We start from the raw sequence: 17723 nt of genomic DNA, 5'->3' as shown, positions 1-17723 counted from the left end.
TCTTATTATTCAGGTTAATTTTGAGACAGAAAAATAACATGAAATGAAAGAATTCACATTTAGCCTAGAAATCACTTCCACGCAGGAGGAAGTATATAATGCCCTAACCAATTCCTTTCAAATTGAACTTTGGACCGGTTATCCTGCTGTAATGGATGAAAATACAGGCACTGTTTTCTCTCTTTGGGAAGGAGATATTACGGGTGTTAATCTGGAGATTGTAAAAGATTATAAGATTGTTCAGGAGTGGTTCTTTGGAGAAACCGAAAGTCCGTCTATCGTGACCTTGCTGATTAAAAAAGCAGGTTCAAGATCACGAATTGAACTGACTCATACCAATATACCCGATGAAGCTTACAATGAAATTGTTGAAGGTTGGAAAGATTACTATTTAGGGTCGGTTAAAAACTTTTTAGAGTTTTATTAATAGATTTTGGCCAGCAGCCCTTAACTTATGGTCAAAAAAAAAGCGCAAGTATTCTAAAGTACTTCCGCTTTTTCTATTTTTCAGAAGAATTATTCTACAATAATCACTTCATCGAAAATTTCAATTTTATCACCAGGACGAATTTTTGCTCTTTTACGAGTTTCCACTTCTCCATTTCGAAATACAATTCCATCTTCAACAAAAATCTTAGCCTGAGCGCCGCTTTCACTAATACGAGTCACTTTAATCAACTTAATCAACTCAATATATTCAGTTTCAATCTTAAATTTTATCATAACTATCTAGTAATTTGAATCGCAAAAGTAATCTTTTTCGCCTCTTAATGAAAAAACAAATAAGCAATTGCTATGGCGGCAACAATACCGGCAAAATCTGCAATTAATCCACAAGTAACAGCATATCTGGTATTCTTAATTCCCACAGCTCCAAAATACACGGCAATAATATAAAAAGTGGTATCTGTTGCTCCTTGCAGTGTTGATGCCAATCTGCCAACAAAGCTATCTGCTCCGTGCGTTTGCATCGCATCCACCATCATTCCTCTGGCACCACTACCACTCAATGGTTTCATTAATGCTGTAGGCAAGGCTTCTACAAAATCGGAATTTACACCAACAAAAAGACAAAACCGCCGCGCTCCTTCAATCACCAAATCCATGGTTCCTGAAGCTCTAAACACACCTATTGCAACCAAAATAGCAATCAAATAAGGAATAATTTTAATGGCAATTGAAAATCCTTCTTTTGCTCCATCGATAAAACTCTCATAAACATTCACCTTTTTTCGTGCTGACAAAAGTATAAATGCAATTATAATTGAGAATAAGAATACGTTACTAACTACGGTAGAAATCTGAGTTATCTGATCCTTTTCCAAGCTTGAGAAATAAGTTATCAACCCAATAATAAAGACAGTTAATCCTCCCAGATAAGCCAAAACAACTTTATCCCATAGTTTTATTTTCTGCACAATGGCAACACTAATCAAACCGGCCAGTGTAGAAAAATAAGTTGCCAGTAGTATAGGTATAAAAATATCAGAAGGATTCACAGCTCCTAATTGTGCCCTGTAAACCATAATGGATATTGGAATAATCGTTAATCCGGAAGTATTCAGCACCAAAAACATAATTTGTGCATTGGATGCGGTGTCCTCCGATGGATTAACAGACTGCATTTCCTTCATAGCCTTTAATCCTAATGGCGTAGCTGCATTATCCAAACCGAGCATATTTGCAGCTAAATTCATCATTATTGAACCATGTGCAGCATGTCCTTTGGGTATTTCAGGAAACAACTTGTTGAAAAACGGACCAATTAAACGGGAAAAAACTTTTACAATTCCTCCGTTTTCCCCAATTTTCATTATTCCTAACCACAAGGTTAGAACACCTGTTAGGCCTAGAGAAATATCAAAACCCGTTTTAGCCATATCGAATGTGGAGTTTACCATATTAGGGAATACCTCCATATCACCAAAAACGATCAACTTGATCAATCCAACAACAAAAGCAACAACAAAAAAGAAAATCCAAAGGTAATTTAAGGCCATAAACTTATTTTTAATGTATTAAAATGTGGTTAAATACTACTTATTTCTCTGGTTTTCCTGTATCAATTTCAATCTTTCTTTTGGATAAGACTCATTCGATTTCAAATTCTCAGCCTTTCTGTAATAGAAACGGGCAACAGAATAATTTCCCTTATCGTATGCTTCATCTGCCTGGGTAACAACTTTTTTATACTCAGCCTCAAGCTTCTGATTTTTCTTCGAATTGATAAACTCCTCAATTTTATCCAATTGCTTATTGGCATATTTTTCAGAAGTATCTAAGTCCTTGGCTTTCTGATAATAGAATTTTGCTACGGAATAGTTCTTTTTAGTCAACTCTTCATCACCTCGGGCAATTAACTTACGATATTCCTCTGTTAGTTCAGAATTCTTACCTTCTCTTATCAATTTATCAATTTCCTTTAATTTCTTTTTAGGATAATCTCTATCGAATAATTCAAGAGCTCTTTCATACATCACCTTCGCTACCGTAAAATGCGATGCGTTAAATGAATCATCAGCCTTTGCAATTTTTGATGCATATTCCCGTTCCTTTGCAATAGATAGTTTTTTCTCAAAATTAGTTGGGTTGTTTGAAACAACCTCCTTGTCAGCCAGCTTTAAAGCTTCCACTAATTTCTCAATCTCTTCCAATTTCTGCTTAGGATACTCCTCTTCCGGCTTCATACTAAGTGCTGAATTGAAATGATGACGTGCAACACTAAATTGCTCTTCTTTCAGAAATTTATCTCCTAATTTTATTTCCTCGCCATATAAACGATTCAACTCTTTCAACTTTTCAGCTTCTCTTGCTTGCTGCTCCAGTAATACTTCAATTCTCTTTAGCTGATTTTTAGGATAAGATTCTGCTGGTTTTAAATCCAATGCTCCCTGATACTTTCCAATTGCGGCTATGTAGTCTTCCCGGCCAAAAAACTGATCTGCTTCCTCAAGCAAAGCTTTGTACTGATACTGTAATGTTGATTTTTCCTCTTCCAACCTCTCCAACTCTTTCAATATCAATTTAATTTCTTCTATTTGATTCGGAGGATAAACATCCTTTGGCTTCAGCTTTTGAGCCTTTTCATACTCCCCAATTGCAGATTGCCATCTTTTTCCTTCATAATATTTATCAGCAAGAGCGATGCAATTACTATACTCTCTTTCAGTGGCTTGTAAAGCCTCAGCAATTCTGGCTTCTTCTTCAGCCTTGGCTTTCAGCTGTTTCACGATGTCGTCAATCTTCTGAATCTGAGTTTTTGGATAACTTTCATTACTCCTGATTTCTAAAGCCAAAATATAGTTTTTTCTCGCTGATTCATAAGATTCTGAAGAAAATTGAGAATCGGCTAAAGCAATAAATGAATTGTATTTTTCATCCAGTCCCTTTTTCTCTATAGCCAATCTAGCTTCTTCCTCGGCCAAACGTTTCTGTTCAGACAAAATATCATCAATTTTTTGGATTTGTGCCTTTGGGTAAGATTCCTTCCCCTTTAATTCTAAAGCATCCGTATAGCTCGTTCGAGACGATTGGTAATCACTGCTGGAAAACTGAGAGTCTGCCAACGCAATAATTGATGCATATTTATCATCTAAAGCTTTCTTTTGCGATGCCAATCGAGCTGCTTCATTAGCCTCTGCCTGTAGGTTAGCCAGTAACTCATCAATTTTTTGAATTTGAGTTTTGGGATACACTTCTCCAGCTTTTAAACGCAAAGCTTCCGTATAATTGGTTTTGGCTGATTGATATTCTTCTGATGAAAATTGGGTATCAGCCAACTTAATGACAGATGCATATTTTTCATCCAGGGCTTTTTTCTCAGCTAACAAACGTTTTGCATTTTCCGCTTCAGTTTGCTGATTTGCCAATATGTCATCAATCTTTTGGATTTGAAATTTAGGGTAAACTTCGTCAATCTTCAAACTTAAAGCATCGGAATAACTTGTTTTAGAAGCCTGATAATCATTAGATGAAAATTGAGAATCGGCTAATTTGATTATAGATGCATATTTTTCGTCCAAGGCTTTCTTTTCAGCAAGTAAACGAGTAGCCTTATCAGCTTCCGCTTGCTGAGCATCCAATATCTCATTGATCTTTTGAATTTGAGTTTTTGGATACATCTCTGCCAACTTTAAATTTAACGCATCCTTGTATGTGTTTTTTGCAGAATCATAATCGCCTGATGAAAACTGTGAATCGGCCAACGCAACAACAGATGCATATTTTTCATCCAAGGCTTTCTTTTCAGCAAGCAAGCGAGCGGACTCATCAGCTTCAGCTAATTGCTGTGCCAATATTCCATCAATCTTCTGAATTTGAAATTTTGGATATGTCTCGTTTACTTTCAAACTCAATGCATCTGAATAAGTGGACTTTGAAGTCTGATAGTCGCCGGCTGAAAATTGAGAATCAGCCAAACTAATGATCGATGCATATTTTTCATCCAAAGCTTTCTTTTCAGCAAGCAAGCGAGCGGCCTCATCAGCTTCAGCCAGTTGCTTTGCCAATATCCCATCAATTTTTTGGATTTGAGATTTTGGATACTCCTCCTCAGATTTCAAACTTAAAGCATCTGAATAACTGTTTTTCGAGGACTGATAATCGCCGGAGGAAAACTGAGAATCAGCCAAACTAATGATCGATGCATATTTTTCATCCAAGGCTTTCTTTTCAGCAAGCGAGCGAGCGGCCTCATCAGCTTCAGCTTGCTGATCCGCTAAGATCCCATCAATCTTTAGTATTTGAGATTTTGGATACTCCTCCTCAGATTTCAAACTTAAAGCATCTGAATAACTGTTTTTCGAGGACTGATAATCGCCTGAGGAAAACTGAGAATCAGCCAAATTAATGATCGATGCATATTTTTCATCCAAGGCTTTCTTTGCAGCAAGCAAGCGAGCAGCCTCATCAGCTTCAGCTTGCTGGTCTGCCAAGATCCCATCAATCTTTTGAATTTGCGATTTTGGATAAACCTCTCCGGTCTTCAAACTCAAAGCTTCTGCATAATTTGTTTTGGAAGACTGATAGTCTCCATCTGAAAACTGCGAATCAGCAATTGCAATTATTGATGCATACTTCTCTTCCATAGCTTTTTTATCGGCATCTAACTGTGCTTGCTGCGCCAATAAATCACTAATTTTCTGAATCTGGTTTTTAGGATATGCTTCGTTTGGTTTTACTTCTAAAGCACTTGTATAGTTCGCTTTAGAAAGTTTATAATCCTTTGTCCCGAATTGGTTATCAGCTTGAGTGATTAATGCTAAATACCTTTCTTCCAAGGCTTTTTGCTCTGCTTCGAGACGGGCTTTTTCCTCCGCATTAGCCAGCTCCTGCCCTATCAATTCATCAATTTTTTGCAATTGTGCTTTTGGATAATCCTCATCAGGCATAATTGCCAAAGCCTCATTATAGCCTGCTTTCGACAGATCATATTTTTTTGCATTAAAATTAACATCACCTCTTTGAATCGCCGCCTTGTAAGCTCGTTCTTTTGCCAATCTTTGCGCCTCTAACTCTGCCGCTCTTTTTTTGGCTTCTTCCTCAGCTTTTTTAATTGCATCTCTAATTTGCGCATCGTAATCCCGATCATAATCGAAGTCATCTAATTCCTTATCGTACATGATCATTCCCATGGGTTGATCAAAAACGGAAAGATCAAGCCCCTCATAAGCTGGAAATAAGGAAACCATAAATTTAAAGGGTGGAAATTGATTGTCCCTGCTAAGAATATCTAATGGTACAAAAGTGGAAATGCTAACTTTCTTGGTAACAAATCCCTCTTTCGAAAACTCGAAAATATATTCATTTCCAAAATCCAATTCGTATTCAAACTTACCACTATTATCAACAATTCCCGACTCCATCTTTTCTGCATTTTTTAAAATAGTAATTCGAGTATTCTCAATACTTCCGTTTTCAATCTTTACTTTTCCGAAAATTGAATATTTATCCTGAGCAACAGCGAAATCAGGAAAACAACACAGAAAGAATAAAAAAATAGAAAAAACTGTTAATATGTGAAATTTTGAAGGATTATTCATATCAAAAAAAACGCTTTTACTTTATCATAAAAAAAATAGACTTATCAGCCACTTCTTCTTGCAAATTAATAAAATCTAATGCAATAATGGTAAAGTTAAAATTTTGAAATGAAAACAGAGGATTATAAACTAAATAAAGCTATTTGCACTTGCAAACAGCTCTATCAAATATTTCTCTAAACTTCTAAACAAAAAGAGTTTCCATATCAAATATTGAGCTGACATCTCTTAAAATATCCTTTTCTTCCGATAAACAAATGCTTTCTTTTGTTTTCTCACCCCATTCATTATAATATATTACCATTTTCTTTAGGATTCCTAAAGAACACAATCTGTAATTAGCTTCATCACAAATTTCCATAGCTGAATTAAAATGTCTTTCCACCTGAACGCGATTCCCTTCTGAAAACTGAACAGAACTAAGAAACGAATGATAATATATTTGCAGGAAATAATTTTTTGAAGCTAATATTTCACTTTCGCATGATTTTAAAAACTCAATTTGAGTTTTAGTCATTTCCATACCTAAACTATGCTGCGCAGATAATTTATAGCATTGCAGAATTCTGTAATTTAAACTTGATTTTTTCGACTCAGTTGTTTTATACAAATGCTCAACATCATCAATTAATTGAAGAACCTTATGAAAGGATTTCATATAAATCAATACCATACAAATAACAAGCTCAAATTCACCATTAAGTGAATAATTATCATCCAGATGATTATAAGCCATTTCCCTGTGATAAAACATCATTAAAATCTCAATTTCATTAGATTCCTTACTGATGAAATGATTGTAAATCAAAATACTGGAAAGCCTCATTGAGATATCAATTCCTGTGCATGACAAATCAATCTCTTCTGCATTTAATTCCTGATAATACTGCTCTATATTCTCTATATCCATGGTAAATACAGAATTCAACAGCAACAGTGAATGTGACTTTATTCGTACACTTTTAGATTGTCCTTTTTTTGCAAATATTTCTAATATAGCCTTATCTCCTTTACTAATATTATAGATATCTGGAAAATCCTTAAACAGATACTTTTCAGCTCGTTTCTGTGTTGCAAAATGTTCCATTAACTCTATTTTCCGATCATCTGAATAAATCGCTGAATTAAGAACGGTATCAATCACCTCACGATCTGAAAGTGTCTCGTCACTTAATTCAAAAAAGTTTTTTAATTCCAGATGTTTCCCATTATAGAAAGCATTCGTGTATAAAAAGCTAATTAGTCTATTTTTAATATCAAAACCAGAATACTCATCTTCAACAGTTTTAATCAGCTGAAAATCAATCCCTCCATTTTGCTGAATGAGATTAAAACCAATCAAAGTCTCACATAAGGACTCGCTGGTAATTTTCACATACTTACAATAACTATTGTGTTCATTTATGGTGATAAATTCGGTTAACAAACCATATGAAATTAATTCCTCATAGGCACAAAAATAATTCCCTGCAGTTTTCAGATGGATTGGAAAAGCATCCCGCAATTCCATTTTTTTTGCAGCGACTCCATTCTTCCCATGTTCAATCAATTTCAAAATACCATATAAAATATCCATCTTCTCTTCCGAAAATCTGGAATAAAACACTTTGTTTCTTAAAAATTCATTTAACAACTCTTGCCCCTGATTATTGCCATAATGCTTATTCGGATTGTATAATTTCACGAATAATTCCAGATAAAAAGGATTAGAAATCATTTTCTTTTGTTGGAAGGACAATTCCTTAACTGAAAATTGAGTCGAAAAACTATTATTGATTGTACGATCAATAACATATTCAATTTCATCATTTGTTAAAGGATATAGATTCTGATAATCCTGAGAATCTACTTTCAAACCCAGCTCATACCAACTATTTTGAATAGCATTTCCTTTTATTACAAATGGTAAGGCAAATTTCTCCCAAGTTGAGCAACGGGAAGTTATTATTAGTTTTATCTTATCAGAATCCTTATAATTTGATATAAACTGTTTTATCTGAAGAAACAGCCTTTCCAGTTTAATATTATCATATGTGATTTCATCAAGCGCATCGATGGCAAATATTATTCGAGCGTCACAATCTTTAGGATTTTCAAGAAAATGTTTCAAAGTATCCTTCTCTGTAAAATCTAATTGATCCTGAATCCAACGATCCAAGCTGAAATCCTTATTTATAAAACTAAGCATGAATGATGCATTCAGATATAAAATGACATCATCACTTTGTTTTCTAATCCAATTTTTCTCGAACCACTTGGCTAACATAGTGGATTTGCCAAAACCTCCCGGAGCAATAAAACCAGTTGCCATTTTCGATGAATTCAAAAAACATCTAATTCTTTCTTCGGCATGAAACCGACTAACAACTGAATGAAATGGAATACCTGATTGCCCGGCAACTAATTGATACGTTTCCTTACTGAGTTCGAGTGATTTTTCATATAAATCATTCCAATTTCTTTTTTTCTTATAAGTAGATTTTATAGTACCACCCTGTGAAGCACAAAATTGCTCCCAAGTTGAATAACCAACATAAATGGAAAGTGTACTCAATGTAAATTTTGCTGGAGTAGTCCTTGTTTTTAAGAATCCATAAATTCGCCGAATAGTGGTAGTACTAATCCGGTATCCGGTTTCCTCGCAAATTTCATCAGCCAAAATACGACACGCTTTAGTATACAATAGCTCTGAACCAAACTTCTTTAAAACTTCCGATTTCAGTCGTTCAATCATTGTCGTAATAGTATATTGTAGTGATCTTAATCAAATTTCGGATGAAAGTAAATAAGAAATCTCATCGCGACAATCCACAATTTATCTTCAGGGACAATAAATTTATATCTGTGTTGTTTCAGCTTATAGTAACGTGATGATACTATCAATCGCGAAAACACCTGATTAAAACAATATTTAAGACCCCTAAATACGCCAACAGTAACAATATCTTTATTATATGGAATAACCACAAAACCCTAGTTAGGATTTCATAAAATAAAATTTTCCCGGCCTTACCAATAGGTAAAACCGGGAATTCAAATATTTCTTGTAAAATACAAATCTTTCTACTTAAGCCTTAAAAGATTTTAAATCCAATTTTAAGTCTTGGGTATGACATCGCATTCATGAATGTTGTTTTTTGATCAGCACCTTGAACACCTGGCATTTTAACAATTTCGGTATGTTGATACATAAAATTAAAAACATTCACCTCAAGTCCTATAAATAAAGACTGAGTAAAATAGTAATCAACTCCACCTACCAAAGCACCACCGAAACCAATAGCCTCTGCAGTTGCAACTCCACCTCCTTCAGAATTCACACTGTAATCACCCTTATCATCTTTCAACCAAGAAATCTGATTTTTCTCAAGACGCTCGTACATAAAATTAAAACGACCTCCCAAATAAAAATCAGTATTTCTCAGTGCTTTCACATCCTGATCAAATTTGAAATGATAATCAGCACCAGCAGACAAGTAAAGCTTATGATTTGTTGTTTCAGGACTTCCTTGAATAGCCGGGATCTCTGATCCTTCGATTACATTCCCTTTAGAATCACTCATTGGCAACACTCCACTATAAGCTTCTTCACCCGGAGTAGATTTGTAACCATATGAACCAAACAAGTTTAAGGAGATCTTGTCACTTAAAAAATAATTTAACGAAACACCCGCCATATTAGTTATTGACGCTGGTTGCTTTACTGAGAAATTATCATCAGCACCTAATCTTGAAACATAATAATTGTTAAAATTATCATATACAGAATAATTAGGTAATACAGCTGGATCTATGTCAGTAACGTCATTATCACCTAATACCAATGCAACCGTGAAATTGCCTTTTTTTGGCAACAATTCCATTTTACCTTGAGAATATACAGCAGTACACAATAAAAGTGATAAGGAAATCAAAGAAATAATTTTTCTACACATAACTCTTTGTTTTTGAATTTGATTTCATAAGAGCCTCCCCCCAAGAGAGAAGACTCTGTATTTTCACTTCTAGTTTAATAAAGCATTGTATTCAGCTTGTCTGGCGTCTAAGTCTGCTTTAGCTTTAGCAACCAATAATTTAAGTGTTTCAATGTTACTTTCCGCTTTCGCGATAACTAGTTCTTGATCTCGAACTGCTTTAGCTTGATCGTAATCTCCAGCCACAATTTCAGCAAGAGTTTTCTCTGCTGCGTAGATAGCTTTTTCAACAGTTGGGATATCACCAACTACTTCAGTTCCATCTTTTAATGTTCCACCTGCTAAGGCTTTAATAGCATCATCAATATTATCAGCCATATTGTCAAGAGTCGCTGATGTTTTTTCCTCAGTAGAAGTATTATAAATGAATACTAAAGCATTCAAACGATCAACCTCTTTTTTAATTGCAGAAATAGCTTCAGCTTCAGCAGTAGCAGCAGCATCAGCAGCAGCAACAGCGGCCGCGGCAACCAAATCAGCAGCATCTTTAGCATCAGCAGCATCTTTGGCAGCAGCTTTAGCAACATCTTCAGCCGCAATAGCTGCTGTATAAGCAGCATTTAATTCTGCTACCTTAGCATCAAAAGTAGCTACGAAATCATCAGAGATAGCTTTTTTATCAATATAATCTTTAGTTAGAGCAGCTAACTCTTCTTCTAATAATTCTGTCTCATATGTAGTTAGACCTGGAGCATCAAGTTCATCTTGCTTAGCATCCATAGCATCTTTAGCAGCTGACGTTTCATTTTTAGCAGCATCAAAACCAGCTTGTCTGGCTGCAACTGTCAAGTAAATACCTTTTTCAAGGCTAGAAGCAGCACCAGCATTTTCTCCAACCCAAGTCGTAATATCATCATATGCAGCAGCAACAACATCACCAGCAGCAGTAACAGCATCAGCAGCATTTTTAGCAACATCAGCAGCAACATCAGCAGCAGCATCAGCAGAATCTTTAGCAACAATAGCAGCAGCTACATCAGCATTTGTTTTATTAGTTTGAATTGTCTCAGCTGCCAATTGCTCAGCTACCTTAGCATCTCTTTTAACAATAAAAGCATCCCAATCATTGGTTTCTTTTAGGTCGCTTACTACTTTTAAGCTAGCAACATATCCAGCTTTGGTAGTGTTTAAAAGTGCAATTTCTGCTTCTTTATTACCTTTAACATCAATATTATCAAAATCATACTTAGCACCAGCTAATGCATACTTAGCATTAATCAAATCAGCATTTGCATCTAATAAATCATTTGTTGATGCATTCCATACTCCATAAGCCCCTGTATACTTACCATAAGCCAAATTTAATGCGTCATCTTTACGTCTCACTAAATCGTTGGCTATCACAGTAAAATCATATTCAGCTGTTATCTTTTGTCCTTCTAAAGCAATTTTAGCATTTTCAAGGGATATTAATGCGTTAGATAAAACAACTTTGTCATTCGCCAACTGAAGCATAGCATTATCACTCCTTACTTGCGCTTCCGCAATTTCCATTGCATTTAAAGCTTCAGTTTTAGCATTCGCAAGTTGTTTAGCTTTAACGTCAGCTTCCTTAAGAGCTGCTTCAAAGTTCTTAAGAGCTGCTTCTGCATTTCTATAGGCAGCATTCGCCTCTTCAACTGTGGCTTTTGCCAGATTAATAGCCGCTTCAGATTTAAAATACTCTGCTCTGGCATTTCTCATATTTGCAACAGAATCAGACTCTTCATAAGTTTCACAAGCAACAAAACCAAGTGCCAATAAACCAAGAGATAATAATTTCAACTTCATAACTGTTTTTGTTTTATATTAAAAATTCACATTAAACACAAAACATATTCAGCATTTACAAAACCAAACACCTATATATTTTGTTCAGCGCGAATTTAATTTATATCATTTGATTTACCAATCTCTATTATGTATATACGTTATTAAACATTACAATCACGTCAAATGAATCCATAACTATGTTATTTTAAACAAATACAAGGAATTTAAATAAGATACATCAAGCAACAATCAAACACAATATTTAAACTTCTAATTACTTATGTTTTAATTTATTATGAATCATTATATAGATAAAACTATATCTATTAACGTTTTATGTTTATTTTTCCTAATAAATAAAGGGAAGCTTTTTAAGCTTCCCTTTATGAACTAATTTCAAAAATCAGATATCAGTTTTAACTATTTCTTTACTTTATTTAATGAATGAGCCAAGTGCTTTAATCTTTTTAAAAAGTCCTTTTTCTTACTTTCTGAAACCTCAACTTCCTTTCCGGAAGATAAAATAATACGCCCTCCTCTTCCCTTGATGTATTGGCTGATGTAGTTCAGGTTTACCAAATGCTTGCTGTGAACTCTGCAGAATATCTCTTCAGGCAATATATCCTCAAAATTGGATAATACCTTAGAAACCATCAATACGGTATTATCACTCAAATAGAAATTGGTGTAACTGCCATCTGCTTCGCATCGAAGAATCTGATTCAATTCTATAATTCGCAGTCCATTTGATGTGGGGAGAATTATTTTCTGATGATGATTACTTAAACTATCACACAAAATCTTTATTTTCTCATTTAGATCAACATCCTGATGATTTTGTTTAAAACGTTTAACAGCACTCTGTAATTCAATATAATTAATAGGCTTTAACAAATAATGCAATGCAGCAAACTGAAAAGCTTTAATTGCATAATCATTAAAAGCAGTTGTGAAAACCACCTCAAAATTACGATTTGCGACTCTTTCCAGAACTTCAAATCCATCTCCATCTGGCATAGAGATATCTAAAAAAACCAAATCCGGCTTTAAAGTATTGATTGCTTCTATCCCAGTTTCAACATTATGTGCAAACCCAATAACATCTACTCCGGGACAATACATCTCCAACAATTTATGCAGAGTTGATTGGCTTTTTAATTCATCATCAACAATTAGCGTCTTTATCATCAGCCTTTATTAGGTTAATATGAACCTAAATATATAAAAAAAGCACTCTATATAGAGTGCTTTTTTCATATTTATGTCTAATTATTTAGTAATTCCTACCAGATCAAGAACAAAAGCGTATTCTAATGCAACTTCGTGATAGCGTTCAAAGCGCCCGGAAGCACCACCGTGACCAAAATCCATATTAATTTTTATCAACAAAGGATTATGATCCGTTTTCATATCACGTAATTTAGCGACCCATTTTGCAGGTTCCCAATATTGAACCTGAGAGTCGTGCAAGCCTGTTGTAACCAACATAGCAGGATAATCTTCCGCTTCCACATTATCGTAAGGTGAATAGGAAAGCATGTAATCGTAATATTCCTTATTCTTTGGATTCCCCCACTCATCAAACTCACCAGTGGTTAATGGAATCGATTCATCCAACATTGTTGTTACAACATCAACAAAGGGAACAGCAGCTATAACTCCTCTATAAAGGTCTGGCCGCATATTACAAATTGCTCCCATCAGCAATCCTCCTGCACTTCCACCCCAGGCAAAAACTTTATCTTTTGCAGCATATCCTTCGGCTACCATGTACTCAGCACAAGAATTAAAATCGGTAAAAGTATTTTTCTTCTTTAAAAGCTTTCCATCTTCATACCAATAGCGTCCCATTTCCTGACCACCGCGTACATGTGCAGTAGCTACAACAAATCCTCTATCCAATAAGCTCAACCGAACAGAACTAAAATATACATCGGAACTACTGCCGTAAGAACCATAGGCAGACAACCAGAGCGGATTGGTTCCTTTTTTGAATTTATCTTTACGATAAACCAACGAAACAGGTACCTTTGTTCCATCTTCAGCTGTTGCCCAAATTCTTTTGGCCTCGTAATTAGACTTATCAAAATCACCAACAACTTCCTGCTGTTTCATTACCGTTTTCACCTTCGTAGCCATGTTGTAATCTATAGTAGACGATGGTGTTGTTAATGAAGTATAACCGTAGCGAAGAACATCTGTTTCAAATTCAGGATTTGTCGAAATCCAGGCATCGTAAGTTTCTTCACCAAAATCGAGATAATGTTCCTCATTGTCTGCCCAACGTCTGATTCGCAGTTGATTCAAACCATTTTTTCTTTCGCCGACAACCAAATAATTTTCAAAAATCTCAAAATTACTTAAATACACATCATCACGATTCGGAATTACTTCCATCCAATTCTCTTTCGTTGTTTTAGTCACCGGAGTTTTCATCAAACGAAAGTTTTTTGCCTGATAATTAGTTCTGATGTAAAAATCTCCTTTAAAATGATCAATACTATACTCTAAATCTTTTTCGCGGGGCTGAAAAATACTGAATTCACTGTTAGGCTTACTTGCATCGATATATCTGTATTCAGCAGAAAGAGTACTGGTTGAACCAATTATAATATATTTTCTGGATTTTGTTTTGTAACAAAATGTATAGAAAGTATTGTCTTTTTCTTCGTAAACCAATTCATCTTTTTCAACTGGTGTACCCAAAACATGCTTAAGTACTTTATAAGGCAATAAGGTTTCAGGGTGTTTCACAGTGTAAAAAACTGTTTTATTATCACTTGCCCATGTAATGCCTCCTGTTGTATTTACAATTTCATCAGCATAAATTTTGTCATCAACCAGGCTTTTAAACTTTATGGTATATCTTCTACGACTTAAAGTATCTTCAGAATAGGCAAGAATTTTATTGTTTTCACTAACCGAATAATCTCCTATACTAAAGAAACTATAGCCTTTCGCCATTTCAGGAACATTAAGAATGATTTGTTCTTCTGCATCTAAAGATCCTTCTTTTCTGCAATACAAAGAGTATTCTGCATCACCTTCTGTTCTGCTGTAATAATAAAATCCATTGGATTTAGCAGGAACAGATTCATCTGTTTTCTTAATACGGGCAATCATTTCATCAAACAACTTTGTTTGAAATTCTTCCGTATGCTTCATCATAGCATCAGTATAGCTGTTTTCTGCCTTCAAATAATTAATTACGGCTGTATCTTCCCTCTGATTCATCCAATAATAATTATCAATCCGGGTATCACCATGGATTGTAAGTTCTTTCGCTATTTTTTTTGCAACAGGTGGTTTCGGTGTTGTTGCTTTCGGACCACAAGACATTGCTAAAAGTGCAGTTACAGCAATGCTTAAAAACAATTTAAATTTCATATGTTTATAATTTTAAGTTTTTGTCATATGGAACTTACCATATAATCATCTCCCTGTGTGTAGAAAGCTTTATACATGGACGTTTCATATTAGTAGGTTATTTAAAGGTGTAAACTTCACCTGCAATTATAAAAAAATAATTGCAGGTATTTTGTTAATAAACCAGAACTAATTTAACAAAAATAACTATAATATACGAATATTCTCGATGCAGTGGATATATGGACGATTTAGGCTAAAATTAACTGGACGAAAGAACTTTTAGATAGGAGATTCCTAGTCGTATTTTATAATACTCAACCTCTTCTTTCATAAATAAATAGAGATCCTTAACATTACCAGTCTCATTCAAAGACCGGTAAGCGTCTTCTATTTGTTCCAATTCTGAAGAATTCAGATACTCTGTTAAATCGATATCTGCACCCTTTTCGTAGAGTGATGCCAAATGAGAATAAATGGTTACCGGGTTTATTTTACGGATACTCGCAATTTCTTCTACCGAAAATCCCTGCTTGTAATATTCATAAGTCTGATAAAAAGATTCGCCGCTTTTTTTGGCTTCCTGATTCTTCTTCTGACCAAACTCTACAATTTCATTAATGAATAAGTCACCGTACAACTGATATTTTCGAACTCCAACTCCCGATATCAATTTCATTTCAAATTCACTTGTAGGTTCTTCCTGAGCCATTTCCTGCAAACTGGCATCAGAGAATACTAAATAAGGAGGAATGTTCTCTTCTCTTGAAATTTGCAAACGCAATTTTCGCAATGCTTCGAACAAACCCTCTCTGGCTTCTTGCTTCCCGGTTTTCAGGATAGGTTTTACCTCCGGATCGGACTTCATAGAAGCCAAATGAACCAAATTTACAAATCGTTCACCAAAAAGAACTTCTCGCCCCTGCGCTGTCAGCTTTAGGGCATTCCCTTCGTCGTATGCAACAGAAATAAAACCTAAATTTAAAAGTTGAAGCATATATTGCTGCCAATCCTGATGCGCGATATCCTTACCAACGCCATAAGTTTTTATTTTCTGATATCCCTTACTCAAAATTTCCTGACGCGATGAACCCCGAATCACATCAATTAAAATTCCTGCAGGGACTTTTTCTTTTAACCGAACAATGGCTGAAAATGCCTTTTGTGCTATTATTGTTCCATCGAATACGCGGGGAGGATTTTTACATACGTCACAATTGTTGCAGTTCTCCTCCAAATGCTCACCGAAATAATTAAGCAAAATCTTTCTTCGGCATATTTGAGCATCACAAAATTGCTGGATCCGCTCCAATTTGGCATGTGAAACTTCTTTATGTGCCGATTCCCCGATAAATTTCCGATGAACGATTACATCCGAAAAGCTATAAAACAAAAGTGTATCAGCCTTTAATCCATCCCGGCCGGCACGACCAATCTCCTGATAGTAAGATTCTATATTCCGCGGTAGATTGTAATGAATCACCCAGCGTACATTCGACTTGTCGATTCCCATTCCGAAGGCAATGGTAGCACAGATTACAGGAACTTCATCATTAATAAAATCCTCTTGCCGGCGTGCTCTTTCCTCGGCTGATAATCCAGCATGATAGTAGGAAGCATTTACCCCGGCATTTTTCAATTTTTCGGACAGGCCTTCAGTTGCTTTTCTGCTTAAACAGTATATAATTCCTGCCTGATGTGGCCGCTGGCGAAGAAATCCAAGTATGGTTTTAAATTTGTCCTTACCCGGCGCCACATTCAAACTTAAATTGGGACGATCGAATGAAGAGTTAAATTTTTTAGGGTTTGCCAGTCCAAGCCGGTTAACAATGTCTTTCTGAGTTAAGTTATCAGCAGTAGCGGTTAAAGCAATTACCGGCACATGAGGAAATTGTTTTTTCAAATAGGCCATTTTGGCGTACTCCGGCCTAAAATCGTGCCCCCAAACAGAAATACAATGTGCTTCATCAATGGCAAATAAATTTACCTTAAGCTGTAAAAGCAAATAATAAAAATCGTGACTAAGTAATTTCTCCGGAGAAACATACAGCAGTTTTACACTTCCTTCCGTGATTCTTTCCATAACATCTGCCTGTTGCTGCGAGGACTGTGAGCTGTTCAAAAAAGCTGCATCAACTCCGTTGGCATGCAAACCTTCCACCTGATCTTTCATTAGAGCGATTAAAGGAGAAACTACCACAGTAACTCCTTCCATTATTAAAGCAGGTATTTGATAACAGATGGATTTACCGCCACCCGTTGGCATAATCACCAAGGCATCTTCACCCTGAAGTACGGATTTAATAACCTTTTCCTGTAAGGGGCGGAAATGGTCGTATCCAAAATATTTTTTTAATGCGCGTTTGGCTGTTGTCATGGATCAATTTTGAAAGGGACAACAAAGCTACTACAATTGTGCATAGCTAAAAAATGATTTTATCAACACAACAGATCTCAATTCATTAATAATCCAAGTAAAACAAGATTTCCCGGTGGCTTTTTTTAAACATATCAATGATATCTTAAACCTGACAAAGATCATACACAAAAAAAACATCATCATTAGCCAAAAAATTACTTTTGCAGCGAA

The 17723-nt window shown here is 35.3% G+C and carries 10 protein-coding genes; 1 reads left to right on the top strand and 9 read right to left on the bottom strand.

All coding sequences use genetic code 11. The annotated features are described in order from the left end of the window. Positions 1-43: 43 nt before the first annotated feature. Positions 44-427, top strand: a complete 384-nt coding sequence (locus ACHZAX_RS03720; protein ID WP_320018061.1) for an SRPBCC domain-containing protein — start codon at positions 44-46, stop codon at positions 425-427. Positions 428-516: 89 nt separating this feature from the next. On the opposite strand, the gene ACHZAX_RS03715 is transcribed toward ACHZAX_RS03720, so the two are convergent. From ACHZAX_RS03715 to recQ, 9 genes are all read right to left on the bottom strand, one after another. Beyond that, on the bottom strand, positions 517-723 hold the full coding sequence (locus ACHZAX_RS03715) for an RNA-binding S4 domain-containing protein (protein WP_156196232.1): 207 nt from the start codon (positions 721-723) through the stop codon (positions 517-519). Positions 724-767: 44 nt separating this feature from the next. Beyond that, on the bottom strand, positions 768-2000 hold the full coding sequence (locus ACHZAX_RS03710; protein WP_320018060.1) for a nucleoside recognition domain-containing protein: 1233 nt from the start codon (positions 1998-2000) through the stop codon (positions 768-770). A gap of 36 nt (positions 2001-2036) precedes the next feature. Further along, complete coding sequence (locus tag ACHZAX_RS03705) at positions 2037-6041, bottom strand: hypothetical protein (protein WP_320018059.1); 4005 nt, start codon at positions 6039-6041, stop codon at positions 2037-2039. A 184-nt stretch (positions 6042-6225) separates the two neighbouring features. Next, a complete protein-coding gene (locus ACHZAX_RS03700; protein WP_320018058.1) occupies positions 6226-8775 on the bottom strand; it encodes an NACHT domain-containing protein in 2550 nt (849 codons plus the stop codon). A 340-nt stretch (positions 8776-9115) separates the two neighbouring features. Further along, positions 9116-9976, bottom strand: a complete 861-nt coding sequence (locus ACHZAX_RS03695) for a BT1926 family outer membrane beta-barrel protein (RefSeq protein ID WP_320018057.1) — start codon at positions 9974-9976, stop codon at positions 9116-9118. A gap of 69 nt (positions 9977-10045) precedes the next feature. After that, positions 10046-11785 (bottom strand): hypothetical protein, encoded by a 1740-nt coding sequence (locus tag ACHZAX_RS03690; protein ID WP_320018056.1) that lies wholly within the window; start codon positions 11783-11785, stop codon positions 10046-10048. Positions 11786-12187: 402 nt separating this feature from the next. Further along, positions 12188-12955 carry a LytR/AlgR family response regulator transcription factor gene (locus ACHZAX_RS03685; protein ID WP_101311431.1) on the bottom strand — a complete coding sequence of 256 codons (768 nt, stop codon included), beginning with the start codon at positions 12953-12955 and terminating at the stop codon, positions 12188-12190. Between the two features lie 81 nt (positions 12956-13036). Next, on the bottom strand, positions 13037-15154 hold the full coding sequence (locus tag ACHZAX_RS03680; protein WP_320018055.1) for a S9 family peptidase: 2118 nt from the start codon (positions 15152-15154) through the stop codon (positions 13037-13039). 241 nt (positions 15155-15395) lie between these two features. Continuing rightward, entirely contained in the window at positions 15396-17510 is a 2115-nt protein-coding gene (recQ, locus tag ACHZAX_RS03675) for a DNA helicase RecQ (RefSeq protein ID WP_320018054.1), read from the bottom strand. Positions 17511-17723: the final 213 nt, after the last annotated feature.

It is taken from the genome of Labilibaculum manganireducens (assembly GCF_963665805.2).
GTDB classification, from domain to species: Bacteria; Bacteroidota; Bacteroidia; order Bacteroidales; family Marinifilaceae; genus Labilibaculum; species Labilibaculum manganireducens.
The sequence above is the reverse complement of the archived record's forward strand: the minus strand, read 5'-3'. Positions and strand labels throughout refer to the sequence as shown.